This is a genomic window from Pseudomonas sp. CGJS7, from assembly GCF_036961695.1.
Map to the genome: position 1 here is coordinate 23,182 of NZ_JBAMDI010000114.1, position 13,046 is coordinate 36,227.

12 protein-coding genes are annotated in these 13,046 nt (G+C 66.8%); 8 read left to right on the top strand and 4 right to left on the bottom strand.

Features of this window, described 5'->3' with window-relative positions; genetic code table 11:
* Positions 1–132 precede the first annotated feature (132 nt).
* The 6 genes from V7787_RS41205 to V7787_RS41230 all read left to right on the top strand — a co-directional run bounded on the left by V7787_RS41205 (position 133) and on the right by V7787_RS41230 (position 8,185).
* Positions 133–255 carry a class III lanthipeptide gene (locus V7787_RS41205; protein ID WP_336093352.1) on the top strand — a complete coding sequence of 41 codons (123 nt, stop codon included), beginning with the start codon at positions 133–135 and terminating at the stop codon, positions 253–255.
* Positions 256–443: 188 nt separating this feature from the next.
* Complete coding sequence (lanKC, locus tag V7787_RS41210) at positions 444–3,197, top strand: class III lanthionine synthetase LanKC (RefSeq protein ID WP_336093353.1); 2,754 nt, start codon at positions 444–446, stop codon at positions 3,195–3,197.
* A gap of 14 nt (positions 3,198–3,211) precedes the next feature.
* Positions 3,212–4,810 carry an ABC transporter ATP-binding protein gene (locus tag V7787_RS41215; RefSeq protein ID WP_336093355.1) on the top strand — a complete coding sequence of 533 codons (1,599 nt, stop codon included), beginning with the start codon at positions 3,212–3,214 and terminating at the stop codon, positions 4,808–4,810.
* Positions 4,811–4,913: 103 nt separating this feature from the next.
* Complete coding sequence (locus tag V7787_RS41220; protein WP_336093357.1) at positions 4,914–6,233, top strand: ABC transporter permease; 1,320 nt, start codon at positions 4,914–4,916, stop codon at positions 6,231–6,233.
* 8 nt (positions 6,234–6,241) lie between these two features.
* Positions 6,242–7,456 (top strand): ABC transporter permease, encoded by a 1,215-nt coding sequence (locus V7787_RS41225; RefSeq protein WP_336093359.1) that lies wholly within the window; start codon positions 6,242–6,244, stop codon positions 7,454–7,456.
* Between the two features lie 60 nt (positions 7,457–7,516).
* Positions 7,517–8,185: an ABC transporter ATP-binding protein gene (locus V7787_RS41230; RefSeq protein ID WP_336093362.1), complete on the top strand. Its 669-nt coding sequence runs from the start codon at positions 7,517–7,519 to the stop codon at positions 8,183–8,185.
* 56 nt (positions 8,186–8,241) lie between these two features.
* Here V7787_RS41230 and V7787_RS41235 read toward each other — a convergent pair whose 3' ends face one another.
* The 3 genes from V7787_RS41235 to V7787_RS41245 form a co-directional block, all read right to left on the bottom strand.
* On the bottom strand, positions 8,242–9,762 hold the full coding sequence (locus tag V7787_RS41235) for a YifB family Mg chelatase-like AAA ATPase (RefSeq protein ID WP_336093364.1): 1,521 nt from the start codon (positions 9,760–9,762) through the stop codon (positions 8,242–8,244).
* A 9-nt stretch (positions 9,763–9,771) separates the two neighbouring features.
* Positions 9,772–10,038 carry a ubiquinone biosynthesis accessory factor UbiK gene (gene ubiK, locus V7787_RS41240; RefSeq protein ID WP_336093365.1) on the bottom strand — a complete coding sequence of 89 codons (267 nt, stop codon included), beginning with the start codon at positions 10,036–10,038 and terminating at the stop codon, positions 9,772–9,774.
* Between the two features lie 180 nt (positions 10,039–10,218).
* Positions 10,219–10,425 (bottom strand): hypothetical protein, encoded by a 207-nt coding sequence (locus V7787_RS41245; RefSeq protein WP_336093366.1) that lies wholly within the window; start codon positions 10,423–10,425, stop codon positions 10,219–10,221.
* Here V7787_RS41245 and V7787_RS41250 point away from each other — a divergent pair.
* Positions 10,412–10,750 carry a P-II family nitrogen regulator gene (locus V7787_RS41250; RefSeq protein WP_336093367.1) on the top strand — a complete coding sequence of 113 codons (339 nt, stop codon included), beginning with the start codon at positions 10,412–10,414 and terminating at the stop codon, positions 10,748–10,750. The two genes, V7787_RS41245 and V7787_RS41250, sit on opposite strands and share 14 nt — an antisense overlap.
* A 229-nt stretch (positions 10,751–10,979) precedes the next feature.
* Here V7787_RS41250 and V7787_RS41255 read toward each other — a convergent pair whose 3' ends face one another.
* Positions 10,980–11,891 (bottom strand): LysR substrate-binding domain-containing protein, encoded by a 912-nt coding sequence (locus tag V7787_RS41255; protein ID WP_336093369.1) that lies wholly within the window; start codon positions 11,889–11,891, stop codon positions 10,980–10,982.
* Positions 11,892–11,990: 99 nt separating this feature from the next.
* On the opposite strand from V7787_RS41255, the gene V7787_RS41260 reads away from it, so the two are divergent.
* Positions 11,991–13,046: YeiH family protein (locus tag V7787_RS41260; RefSeq protein ID WP_442965355.1), on the top strand; the 1,056-nt coding region annotated here is incomplete at its 3' end.

Genomic DNA, 13,046 nt, shown 5'->3' on the forward strand with positions numbered 1-13,046 from the left:
TGCTACTCAGGAAGCTGCATGGAGAGCGCTTCGCCACACCGGGGGGATTCTTCAATGCGGTTTGGCCCAGTCGACGGACCTCGCGTCCGAAGGCTGATCAATGTGTCACCAAAACGTTAAAGGAGAATTCCTATGAAGCGTGTTCTGAAGCTCCAGCGCCTGGCCCTGGACGACACCAACTCCATCCTCGGCAGCAGCACCGGCAGCTCGACCAGCCATTGCTGCAACGGCTCGGTCCAAGAGCTGCCGGAGTAAGCGTTTGAGGTAACCGGAGCAGTGGTGTGCACGCCACTGCTCTCCTCAAGCCGTTTGTCGAAGGCTCGCTGCGCAAGGCAACACCGTCGGTATCCCAACACGGCATCGCCGATGTTCTCGCGATGCTCGATCCGCTTCATTCAACGCGGGCCGGTGCGATATTCAGGCCCTCGCATAGGGAAATGCGCATGCTCGGCCGCAAGAGATCGCTACGCGAAGCCCGTCATATCGACAAAGTGTTCTTCATGGGCGCCGACGATCGCTTCTACGAGCCGGTCTACTCGCACTATCAGCCCACCGCCGAGCTGCTCGATCTGGTCGAGCCGATGCTGCAGGCCCAGCAACCACGCTGGGAAGCGCAACGCTCCGGCGTGTGGTCGCATGTCACCCCCGCACCCGGCACCAAGCCGATCCTGCTGCCCAAGCAAGGCTGGAAGATCCATGTCTCGGCGAACGAGGGTAACTGCCGCGACATCCTGATCAAGGTCGCCACGCTCGCGCTCGAGCACCGGGTCCCGTTCAAGTTCGCCAACGACATCAACACGATGAAGTTGATGACCTCCAAGCGCTGGAACCGCGGCGGCTCGGGCAAGTTCATCACCCTGTATCCGCCGACCGACGAAGAATTCCATCGCTTCATCGAGCTGGCCTACCAGGCGCTCAAGGACGACGTCGGCTCTTACATCCTCTCGGACAATCGCTACAAGGATTGCCGCTGCCTGTACTACCGCTACGGCGGCATCATCCCGGTCAACCGGCTCGACTACATGGGGCGGCAGATCCCGATCCTGATCTCGCCCGAAGGCGAGGAGGTCGTCGACCGCAGAGCCCCGTATTTCGAAACACCGCCGTGGGTGTCCGATCCGTTCCCCAGCGATGAGCCCGAGCAGGACGACGAGGAAATGACCCTCAACGAGGGCCGCTTCGTGGTCAACAGCGCGTTGGGATTCTCCAACACCGGCGGCGTGTATCTGGCCACCGACACCACCACCGGCATCGAGGTGGTGATCAAGGAAGCCCGGCCGCACGTCGAGCTGGCCGCCAACGGCCGCGATGCCACCAGCCGCTTGCTGCAGGAAGAAAAAATCCTGCGGATTCTCGGCGACTCCGGCGTCTCGCCGCAGTTCGTGGCGACGTTCTGGGACTGGGAAAACTTCTATCTGGTCGAAGAGCGCCTGGACGCCCACGACATGCGTGCGGTGATGCTGATGCACACGCCGCTGCTGCGGGTCAATCCGAGCGTTGAAGACAGCGAAGCGTTCTATGGCGTGTGCAAGGGCATCTTCGTCAGTCTGCTCAAGGCGCTGGATCTGATCCACGCCAAGGGCCTGGTGATCGGCGATCTGTCGCCGATGAACATCCTGGTCGACAAGGCCAGCATGAGCGTGCGCATCATCGATCTGGAAGCGGCGTTCCAGCCCGCGGTCGACGATCCGCAGGACATCCACACCCCGGGCTTCCGTTCGGCGACCAAGGGCCGCAAGAAGGACAGCACCTACCAGGACGACATCTACGCGATCGCCGCGATCATGATGTACAGCATGTTCCCGATCGTGGCCATGGCCTACATCCGCGACGATCTGTTCACCGAAGTCCTGCCCGAAGTGGTGGCCGACATCGGTTGGGCCAACACGCCGTATCAGCAAGTCATCCAGGGGCTGGCCAAGAACGCGCTCAGCTGCAGCGAAGCGGTGGCGTTGCTGGAAGGTCCGGCGACGTTCGAAACGCCGTATCGCGCGCGGACATCGGCGCCGGCGCTGTCCTCGGCGGACGCCTGCCGCGAACTGGCCGGTTTCATCACCAGCCATTACCGGCTGGAAGAGCTGTACTCGCTGTTCCCGGTCGATCCGTTCGGCGGCCACACCAATTCGCTGGGCTTCGGTTTCGGCGCGTCGGGCATCGTCCATTCGCTGCGCAAATGCGGCGTGGACGTGCCGCAGCAGGCGCTGGATCGTTATCGCGCCGAAATCGCCGCGCTCGACCCGGGCGCGATTCCGCCCGGCTTTCTCACCGGCGCCGCCGGCATCGCCTGGGCGTTCTTCGATGCCGGCGATGCGCAGTCGGGCCGGCGCTTCATGGATTACGCCAACGCCAGCGCGCTGCTGCGCGAACACCACTCGCTTTACTACGGTATGGCCGGCGTCGGCATGGCCAATCTGGCCGCGTACCGCGCCACCGGCGAGTCGGCTTACCTGGAGGCCGCCACCGCCTTGGCCAAGACCCTGGCCGCGAGCGCGATCGAAGACGAAAGAGGCCTGCATTGGCAGGACGACGGCGCGGTCAGGCTGGGATTCGGCTACGGCCAGAGCGGCGTGGCGCTGTTCTTCCTGCGCCTGTCGCAGGTGCTCGGCGACGCGAGCTGGCGCGAGCTGGGCGGCAAGGCGCTCGACTACGATCTGTCGTTCGCCTTCGAGCTCGAACCCGGCATCGACACCTTCGCCTGCGACCCGGAAGAGAAGAGCACCTACGAGCACTACATCGAGCAAGGCAGCGCCGGCATCGCCAAGGTCGCGATCCGCTACGGGCGCTGGGACCGGCTCGACCGCATTCTGGCCGACGTGCACCGCAAGTACTCGGGCTTCCCGGGGCTGATCTACGGCCTGACCGGGTTCGTCGACGTGCTGATCGATGCCTACCGGTACTCGGGCGACGAAAAATACCTGCGGATGGCGCAGCGCCCGCTGCAGGGGCTGTCGGACCTGTATCTGTTCCAGAAAGACGACGGTTACGCGACCCCCGGCGAGAACCTGTTCCGGATATCCTGCGACTACGCCACGGGCGTGGCGGGGGTGATGAAGACGCTGCATCGGCACGCGCATCTGACGCCGGATGAGTTCTGTCTGGATGAACTCGACGAACCGGCCGTCGATTCGCGCACCGTGCCGCCGGCATCGCGCCCTGAGCCGGTTCAGGCCGATACCGCAGAACATCGGTCCGCGTGAAGCGAGAGGTCGTCGTGGGGGTAGCCGCAGTCCAGCCTCAGCCTTCGGCGTTGCGCGGTTTCGCCAGGATCCTGGGCAAGTTCCGCACCGAGTACGCGGGCGTCACCCTGTGCGCGGCCCTGGTCGGCGGCGCGGAGGGTTTGCTGCACCCGCTGTTGATGAAGGCGATATTCGATGAGGCCTCCAGCCGCGCGGATTTCGGCCGCTTCGTCTATCTGGTGCTCGGCTATCTGGCGCTGGGGCTGACCCTCAACGTATCGATCTACCTGCTGTCGCTGTGGCAGCTGCGGCTGGACAACAAGATCGTCCGCCAGGTCAGCGCCGACCTGCTGCGCGCCTACTTCAGCAAGGATTACCGCGACGTGCTGCGCCAGGGCAGCGGTCATTACGTCGCCCGGATCCGTTCCGACGTCAAGGACGGCGTGGTGCCGATGCTGACTTTGGTGCGGACCATCGCGGTCAAGGCGGTGACCTTCCTTGCCCTGGTCTCGGTGCTGATCTTCATTTCCTGGCAGGCGTTCCTGATCTTGTCGGCGATCATTCCCATCGCCACCGTGGTGAGCCTGGTGGTGGGCAAGAAGATCCGCGGGCTGACCAACATCGAGCGGACCAAGGAAGCCTCGCTGCTGGACGCGCTGGTCAAGTCGGTGGACGCGTTCAAGATGGTCTGCAGCTTCGGTCTGGCGCCGAAGACGCTGGGCACGTTCTCCCGCAACATGGACGACGTGCTGGACTCCAGCTACAAGAAGTTCCGCGTGATCAAGCTGCTGCAAGGCGCCAGCGATCTGACGATGGTGATCTGCGATGTCTGCTCGATCTTCGTCGGCGCGCTGTTCGTGTTCCGCAAGCAGATGACGCTGGGGTCGTTCATCGCCTTCATGAACGCGTTCTGGCGTTCGGCGACGACCCTGATCGAAATCTTCCGCCAGTGGGCGGAGCTGCACAGCCACGCCGCCACGCTCGGCCGGGTGGTGGCGTTCATGGACGAACTGCCGACCGCGCCGTATCACCGCACCGGCAGCGCGGTGGTGGCGAGCGCGATCAGCTACGGCTACAACGACGCCGCCCAGCCGGTGATCGCGGAGTTCTCGATGCGGGTGGAGCCCGGCAAGCGCGCGCTGGTGGTCGGTCAGAACGGCGCCGGCAAGACCACCCTGGCCAACATCCTGTCCGGGTATCTCTCGCCGTCGCGGGGCCAGCTCGAACTGCCGGAACGGATCAGCGCGGTGACCCTGCCGGTGGCGTTCCCGCCGATCAAGGTCCGCGATCTGGGCGCGGAGGACGGCTTGCTGACGCTGTTCGGCATCGACGATGCGGATATTCTCGACGCCTTCCCCGAGCAGTTGTCGGCGGGGCAACAGCAGAAGTTGTCGCTGGCGCTGGCGCTGTCGAAAGACGCCGATCTGTACATCCTCGATGAGCCCCTGGCCAATCTGGACGTGCGCAGCCGGTCGATCGCGATGGCGGAGATCCAGCGGCGCACCCGCGGCAAGATTCTGGTGATCATCATGCACGGCGCCGACGAATACCGTCCCCTGTTCGATCAAGTGCATGTGCTGGGCGAAGACGCCTCGTACGCGCAGCCGGCGCACGACGCCGCCGCGGTGTGTTGAGCCGTATGCGCCACGCACGGTCGCATCGGGCATCGCCGGTCGGACATCCGCCGTACGCGGCAACGGCGCGCGGCGCGCACCAACCGAAGGAGTGCTTCCAGGCATGCTCGCCTATTATGTGAAAGTGGCTTTGCACAACACCCGGCGCAACAAAGCGCTGACGTTGTTGATGGTGCTGGCGATCGCCGTCGGCATCGGCGCGAGCATGACGACCTTGACGGTGATGCATCTGTTGTCCGGCGATCCGCTGCCGGGCCGCAGCCAGAACCTGTATTACCCGCAGGTCGACGTCAACCCGGAATCGAAGGGCCGCGAGCCGCTGGACATGCTCGACTACCGCACCGCGATGGATCTGTGGAGCGCCAAGCGGGCCGATCGCCAGACCATGGTGACCAACAGTCAGGTCAAGCTGCGTGCGCCCGATTCGCAGCTGCCGTCGTTGATGCTGTCGATGTCGTCGGTCACCGCCGATTTCTTCGCGATGTTCGACGTGCCGTTCCAGTACGGCCAAGCCTGGAGCCAGGACGACGACGCGGGGCGCTCGCGGGTGGTGGTGATCTCTTCGAGCTTGAACGAAAAGCTGTTCGGCGGCCGCAACAGCGTCGGCCAGACGCTGCGGGTCGGCGATTCGAGCGTGCGGGTTGTCGGCGTTCTGGCGCCGTGGCGGCCGTCGCCGCTGTTCTACAAGGTTCGCGGCGGCCGCTTCGCCGCTGGCGACACCTCCAGCTTCTACGGCAAGTCCGACGACGTGTTCATGCCGTTCTCGGCCAGCCTGGAAGTCAATGCCGGCAACTTCCAGGCGTTCACCTGCTGGGGCACGCCCGAACAGCCCGGCCACCTGGAGAACGCGCCCTGCGCGTGGGTGGCGGTGTGGGCGCAGCTGGACAGCGCGGGGAAGGCGCAGGATTACGCCAGCTTCCTGCGCAACTACGCTGCCGAACAGAAACAACTCGGCCGGATCAAGCACGCCGACAACACCCGGCTGCGCACGCTGATGCAGTGGCTGGACTTCAATCGGGTGGTGCCGAGCGATGTGAAGCTGCAGACGGGCTTGGCGTTCGCGTTCTTGTTGATCTGCCTGACCAACGTGATCGGACTGCTGCTGGCCAAGTTCCTGCGCCACGGCGGCGAGACCGGGCTGCGCCGCGCGCTCGGCGCCACCCGCGCGGCGGTGTTCATCCAGTGCCTGATCGAGTCGGCGGTGATCGGCACGCTCGGCGGCGCGCTGGGTTTGCTGCTGACCTTGCTCGGCTTGCATCTGGTCCGCCGTCAGTCGGTGCCGTATGCGGATTTCGCTTACCTGGACGTGTCGATGTTCTTGTTGACCTTCGCGCTGGCGGTCGGCGCGAGTTTGCTGACCGGCCTGTTGCCGGCGTTGCGCGCGAGCCTGATTCAGCCGGCATCGCAGTTGAAGACGTTGTAGGGGACGCCATGCAGACACATCTGGTCCTTGCCGCGCTGCGCAAGCATCGCCTCGCCACTTTCCTGATCGCCTTGCAGATATCGCTGGCCTGCGCGGTGCTGTGCAATGCCTGCTTCCTGGTCGTGCAACGGCTGCAGGCGATGCGGCTCGACAGCGGCGTGGACGAAACCTCGCTGGCCACGCTCAAGCTGTCCGGTTTCGATCCCAAACAAGCCAGCGACCTCAACGCGCGGGTGGTGCAGGCTCTGCGCGGCGTGGCCGGGGTGCAAGCGGTCAGCACGGTCAGCGCGGTGCCGTTCGGCGAACCGGGGATCCGCGCCGGCGTCATGCTCGATCAGGAGCAGCAGCGCTTCGGCGGGGTGATCGACTTCTACCTCGGCGATGCCGGCGCGATCCAGGCCTTCGGCCTGCGCCTGCTGTCCGGACGCCTGCCGACGCCGGAGGAATACGCGCCGGTGACCCAATACGTCCCGGTCAGCCCGCCGATCCTGATCACCCGCACCCTGGCGGAGCGCTTCTGGCCGGGGCAGAACCCGGTCGGGCAGCAGCTGTGGACCTTGGACACGAGCTTCCGGGTGATCGGGGTGATCGATCATCTGTCGGTGTCGCAGCCGGGCGGCGGCGAAGCCGAGGATCCGGACTGGTCGGTGTTCGTGCCGGCGCTGGCCGGTTCGAATTTCGCCGGCAAATATCTGATCCGCGGCAGCCCGGGCGAGATGGCGCGGATCGTGCGCGAATCCAACCAGGCGGTGCTCAAGGTCGCGCCGGATGCGGTGCTCGATCCGGAACAGAGCCGCAGCGTGTCGGAACTGCGCGAGAGCTATTTCAAGAGCTCGCGGGTGATGGTGAGCCTGTTGATCGGCGTGGTGGTCGCATTGCTGGGGACGACCGCGCTGGGCATCGTCGGACTGGCCAGCTTCTGGGTGACCCAGCGGCGCAAGCAGATCGGCATCCGCCGCGCGCTCGGTGCCAGCCAGGGCGACATCCTGCGTTACTTCCAGATCGAGAATTTCATCATCGTCACGCTGGGCATCGTCGTCGGCATGCTGCTCGCCTACGGCTTGAACCAGGGCCTGATGCGGGTGTACGAACTGCCGCGGCTGCCGTTGTGGTACATGCCGATAGGCGCGGTCATGCTGTGGATCCTCGGCCAGTTGGCCGTGCTGGCTCCGGCGCTGCGGGCATCGGCGATATCGCCGGTGGCGGCGATCCGAGCGGTTTAACCGTCGTCGCCGACCCCGGCCGCCGACGTTTCCATCACCAGTCTTGCAAGGAATCGCTCCATGCTCGAGATGCGCGCTGTTTCCAAAGTATTCCGCACCGAGGAGGTGGAAACCCACGCGTTGCGCTCGCTGGACCTGCACGTGAAGGAAGGCGAATTCGTCGCCGTGACCGGCCCGTCGGGTTCGGGCAAGACCACCTTCCTCAATCTCGCCGGGTTGTTGGAGACCTTCACCTCGGGCACTTACCTGCTCGACGGCGAAGACGTCTCCAGCCTTAGCGACGCGGCGCGCAGCAAGCTGCGCAACCAGAAGATCGGTTTCATCTTCCAGGGCTTCAACCTGATCCCGGATTTGAATCTGTTCGACAACGTCGACGTGCCGTTGTGCTATCGCGGCATGAAGGCGGCCGAACGCCACAGCCGCATCGCCGACGCGCTGACCCGGGTCGGCCTGGGTTCGCGCATGAAGCACTACCCGTCGCAGCTCTCCGGCGGTCAGCAGCAACGCGCGGCGATCGCCCGCGCGCTGGCCGGCAGCCCGCGCTTGTTGCTGGCGGACGAACCGACCGGCAACCTGGATTCGCAGATGGCCAGCGGGGTGATGGATTTGCTGGAGGAGATCCACGCGGCTGGCAGCACCATCGTGATCGTTACCCACGATCGCGACTTGGCCGCGCGTGCGCAGCGCAATGTGCATATCGTCGATGGTCAGACTGCGGATCCGGACTAACGGGTAAAGCGCGAGGCGGCCTGTCGCTGCCGCTTGTCCCTGGCCACCGCGCGTAGTCAGGCCGCGCGACTGGCGCGATCGTTGCGCCGATAGCCGATGGCCTCGGTCAAATGCACGGTGCCGATAGCCTCGCTCCCGGCCAGATCGGCGATGGTCCGCGCCACCCGTTGAATCCGATGCATCGCCCGCGCCGACAATTGCAGGCTGTCGACCGCGCGTTCCAGCAGCTTTCTGTCGGCCTCGCTCAAGCGGCAGTGCGCGTCGGTTTCGGACTGGGTGAGTTGCGCGTTGGTCTTGCCGGCGCGGTCGAACTGGCGTTGCCGCGCCGCGGTCACCCGCGCGCGGATGTCGGCCGAGCATTCGCCGCCGGGTTGGTCCGGGCGCAGCGCCGACGGCGGCAGCCGCGGTACGTCGATGTGCAGGTCGATCCGGTCCAGCAACGGCCCGGAGATGCGCGTGCGGTAACGGCGCACCGCGTCGACGGCGCAATGGCAGCGGCCGCTGCTGTCGCCGGCCCAGCCGCAAGGGCAGGGGTTCATCGCCGCCACCAGTTGGAAGCGCGCCGGAAACTCGGCGCTGCGCGCGGCGCGCGAGACCGTCACCACGCCCGACTCCAGCGGTTCGCGCAGCACTTCCAGCGCTTGCCGTTGCCACTCGGGCAGCTCATCGAGAAACAGCACGCCCTGATGCGCCAGCGAAATCTCGCCCGGGCGCGGATCGGCGCCGCCGCCGACCAGGGCGACCGCGCTGGCGGTGTGGTGCGGGGCGCGGAACGGGCGTTCGCGCCAACGCGCGGGGTCCAGGCCTTGTGTGTGCGCGCCGCGGCTGACCGAGGCGATCGCCGCCGCTTCCAGGGCTTCGGTTTCGCTGGCTTCGGGCAGCAGCCCGGGCAAACGCGAGGCCAGCAGGGTCTTGCCGCAGCCGGGCGGGCCGATCAGCAGCAGGTGGTGGCCGCCGGCCGCGGCGATTTCCAGCGCCCGCCGCGCCTGCGCCTGGCCGCGCACGTCGAGCATGTCCGGCGTCGGCGCGCGCTGCAGCGGCGGCGCCATCGCCAGCGGCAAGGATTTGTGGCCGCACAGCATCGCGCAGACTTCCAGCAAGGTGCGGCCGATGCGCGCTTCCACCTGTCCCGACAGGGCCGCTTCGGCGCCGTTGCCGACCGGCACCACCAGGCGCCGGCCGGCCTGCGCGGCGGCGAGCGCGGCCGGCAACACCCCGTCGATCGCGCGCAGCTCGCCGGTCAGGCCGAGTTCGCCGAGGAATTCGCAGTCGGCCAACGGTTCCAGCGGAATCTGCCCGCTGGCGGCGAGGATGCCCAGGGCGATGGCCAGATCGTAGCGGCCGCCGTCCTTGGGCAGATCGGCCGGCGCCAGGTTGACGGTGATGCGCCGCTGCGGAAATTCGAACTGCGCGCATTGGATCGCCGCGCGGACCCGGTCCTTGGCTTCGCGCACCGCCGCTTCGGGCAGGCCGACGATGGACATGCACGGCAAACCGCCGCTCAAGTGCACTTCGACCCGAACCGCCGGCGCACGAACCCCCGATCGCGCACGGCTGTGCACGAGCGCCAGATTCATGGCGGGGGCTCAGTGTTGCGGGGTGGAGGCGTTGTCGAGCTGGGCTTCGAGCTCGGCGACGGTGCGTTGCAGTTCGTCGAGCTTCTCGCGCGTGCGCAGCAACACCGCGCGCTGGACTTCGAATTCCTCGCGGGTGACCAGGTCGAGCTTGGACAGTCCGGTTTGCAGGACCGACTTGAAGTTCTGCTGCATTTCTTCGCGGCCCTCGCGCAGGCCCGGCGGGACCAGCGAGCTGAGGCGGCGGGCGAGGTCGTCGATATGGTTCAGGTCGATCATGTAGAGAAAGCTCCTCCGGTGTTGGGGTCAGCTTGACCGCCGGACCGGGGCGACACCGTCGGCCGGGGCCGTGGCGCGCTGTCGGAAAAGTCCGAAGTGGATGACGCGGTCACTACATCACGCCGCCGCCGAAGCCCGCAAGCGTTCTCGGCTCGGCACGCTGCGGTACTTCATTGGGCGTTACAGATCGTCCAACGCCGGCTGCGCAGGCGGTGTGAACGCTGGCCGACCGGCGGCGATCGGCCCGCGCGGATCGGCCGGCTCGATGCGATGCGGCTCGATTCGGTATGGTCTGGGCGAACGTCCGGCTAGGTCGCGGACCGGCGGCGCGTTATCCTGCGCGCGAATCGACACGCGGTGCGGAGACAGACGAATGAAGATGGTCATGGCGGTGATCAAGCCGTTCAAGCTCGACGACGTGCGCGAGGCGTTGGCCGAGGCCGGCGTGGCCGGCATCACCGCCACCGAGGTCAAGGGCTTCGGCCGCCAGAAGGGCCACACCGAGCTGTATCGCGGCGCCGAGTACGTGGTCGACTTCCTGCCCAAGATCAAGCTGGAAGTGGCGGTGACCGACGATCAGGTCGACACCGTGGTCGAAGCGATCATGAAGGCCGCCGGCACCGGCAAGATCGGCGACGGCAAGATCTTCGTCTGGGATCTGGAACGCGCGGTGCGCATCCGCACCGGCGAAATCGACGGCGACGCGCTGTAAGTCCGCGGGCGCGCTGCCGCGGTTCAAACGTGCGTCAGAGGCGTTGACGCACGGCGTCGGAGTCGGCGGGAGCGAGAATCAAAATGGGTTCCGGCTTTCGCCGGAATGACGATGGGAGGGCGGGCGTTTTTTTCGACGGCTCTGGATCGCACGCGGCCGCGTTCGAAAAACTCCTGTAACCCGCGAACGACTCGCGGGCCCTGCGCCCGATACCGGCATCGCGCGGCCGTCAGTCGTCTTCGTCTTCGTCCAGAAACGCCTGTAGCGCCGGCGCGCGCGGCCGGTTGACCAGTTCCAGCCGGTACAGCGGCCGGCTCAAGGCGTCTTCGTCGCTGAGCGCGAGCGGGCGCACCCGCTGCATGGTGATCAGGTCGGCGACCACGGTCGCCGGCAACAGGGCGATGCCCGCGCCCGCCGCCACCGCGCGGGCGATGGCTTCGTTGCTGCCGATTTCGATCACCCGCGCCGGTTCGATGCCGCGTGCGGCGAACAGCGATTGCGCGGCCTGGCGCGTGCCCGAGCCGTGCTCGCGCAGCAGCCAGGTCTGCCGGCCGAGTTCGGCGACCGAGGCGCGGCGGCGCGCGCCGAGCGGGTTGTCGGCCGAGGCGATCAGCCGCAGCGGTTCGCTGCGCCACAGCGCCGCGTCGATGCGCGCATCGATGACCGAACCTTCGACGAAGCCGATATCGACCGCGCAGTCGATCACCGCGCGGCTGATTTCCTCGGTGTTGCCGACGATCAGCTCGGTCGCCAGGGCCGGATGCCGGCGCACGAACGGGCCGAGCCGCTGCGGCAGCCAGTACGCGGCGATGGTGGTGCTGGCGCCGATGCGCAGCCGGCCCTGGCGCAGCTCGACCCGGTCGCGCACGTCCTCGATGGCGATGCGCTCCAGGGCGAAGATCGCCCGCGCGTGCTCGAACACGGCGCGGCCGTGATCGGTCAGGGCGATGCCGTGGACGCCGCCGCGCACCGCCTTGCCGTCGGCGCCGGTGCGCTCCAGCAGCGGCAGGTCGAGCTGGCTTTCCAGTTCGCGCACGGCCTTGGACACCGCCGACTGGCTGACGAACAAGGTCTCGGCCGCGCGCGAGAAGCCTTGCTGTTCGACCACGGTCAGGAATACGCGCAGCAGGTGCAGGTTCATGGGTATGAGCTCAACTCATGGATTCTTGAATTATATGTATTGGACTCCGTTATGGGGCAGGCCTACCGTGGCGCCGAGTTTCCACACCGAGTACGCCACGTGTCCGCCCTGAATCCGACCTCGACCGCTCCCGCCGCGCCCTCCGGCGCGCACCGGCAACCGGGGTTCTGGCCCGGTCTGGCGCTGGTCGCGGCGATCGCGGCGGTGGCGATGGGGCTGGCCGGGCTGCCGGCGCTGCAGGGCGCGGGGCTCAGCGCGTTGACCCTGGCGATCGTGCTCGGCATCGTGTTCGGCAATACCGCCTTCGCAGCGATCGCGCCGCGGGTCGGCAGCGGCGTGGACTTCAGCAAGACCCTGCTGCTGCGTGCCGGCATCGTGCTGTACGGGTTCCGGGTGACCTTTCAGGAGATCGCCGGGATCGGCTGGGCCGGGCTGGCGATCGATGTGGTGGTGGTGGCCAGCGTGTTCGGTCTGGCGACCTGGCTGGGCACGCGTTGGCTCAAGCTCGACCGCGAAACCTCGATGTTGATCGGCGCCGGCAGCGCGATCTGCGGCGCGGCCGCGGTGATGGCGACCGAGCCGGTGCTGCGCGCGCAGGCGCACAAGGTGTCGGTCGCGGTCGCCACGGTGGTGGTGTTCGGCACGATCGGCATGTTCGTGTATCCGTGGCTGTACCCGTACCTGGGTTTGAGCGAGCACGCTTACGGCGTGTACGCGGGTTCGACCATTCACGAGGTCGCCCAGGTGGTGGTGGCCGGGCGCGCGGTCGGCGAATCGGCGGCGTCGGCGGCGGTGATCGAGAAGATGCTGCGGGTGATGTTGCTGGCGCCGTTCCTGCTGGTGCTGTCCGCGCGCCTGGGCGCGCCGGCGGGCGCGGGCGGGGCCAGGTCGAAGATCGTGATTCCGTGGTTCGCGCTGTTGTTCGTCGCGGTCAGCGGCATCAACTCGCTGCACCTGCTGCCGGCGGCGTGGAAGACGGCGATCGTGCAACTCGACACGGTGCTGCTGGCGATGGCGATGGCGGCGTTGGGCCTGCGCACCCAGGTCGGCGCGATCAAGCAGGCCGGGGCCAAGCCGATGCTGCTGGCGGCGATCTTGTTCGGCGTGCTGACCGTCGGCGGCTACGCATTGAATGTCGGCGTGGCCAAATTGTTC

Excerpts from the sequence above, each read along its gene's own strand:
- V7787_RS41205 (WP_336093352.1), top strand. The coding sequence starts at position 133 with ATGAAGCGTGTTCTGAAGCTCCAGCGCCTGGCCCTGGACGACACCAAC.
- lanKC (WP_336093353.1), top strand. The coding sequence starts at position 444 with ATGCTCGGCCGCAAGAGATCGCTACGCGAAGCCCGTCATATCGACAAA.
- V7787_RS41220 (WP_336093357.1), top strand. The coding sequence starts at position 4,914 with ATGCTCGCCTATTATGTGAAAGTGGCTTTGCACAACACCCGGCGCAAC.
- V7787_RS41225 (WP_336093359.1), top strand. The coding sequence starts at position 6,242 with ATGCAGACACATCTGGTCCTTGCCGCGCTGCGCAAGCATCGCCTCGCC.
- V7787_RS41230 (WP_336093362.1), top strand. The coding sequence starts at position 7,517 with ATGCTCGAGATGCGCGCTGTTTCCAAAGTATTCCGCACCGAGGAGGTG.
- V7787_RS41235 (WP_336093364.1), bottom strand. The coding sequence starts at position 9,762 with ATGAATCTGGCGCTCGTGCACAGCCGTGCGCGATCGGGGGTTCGTGCG.
- ubiK (WP_336093365.1), bottom strand. The coding sequence starts at position 10,038 with ATGATCGACCTGAACCATATCGACGACCTCGCCCGCCGCCTCAGCTCG.
- V7787_RS41250 (WP_336093367.1), top strand. The coding sequence starts at position 10,412 with ATGAAGATGGTCATGGCGGTGATCAAGCCGTTCAAGCTCGACGACGTG.
- V7787_RS41245 (WP_336093366.1), bottom strand. The coding sequence starts at position 10,425 with ATGACCATCTTCATTCGTCTGTCTCCGCACCGCGTGTCGATTCGCGCG.
- V7787_RS41255 (WP_336093369.1), bottom strand. The coding sequence starts at position 11,891 with ATGAACCTGCACCTGCTGCGCGTATTCCTGACCGTGGTCGAACAGCAA.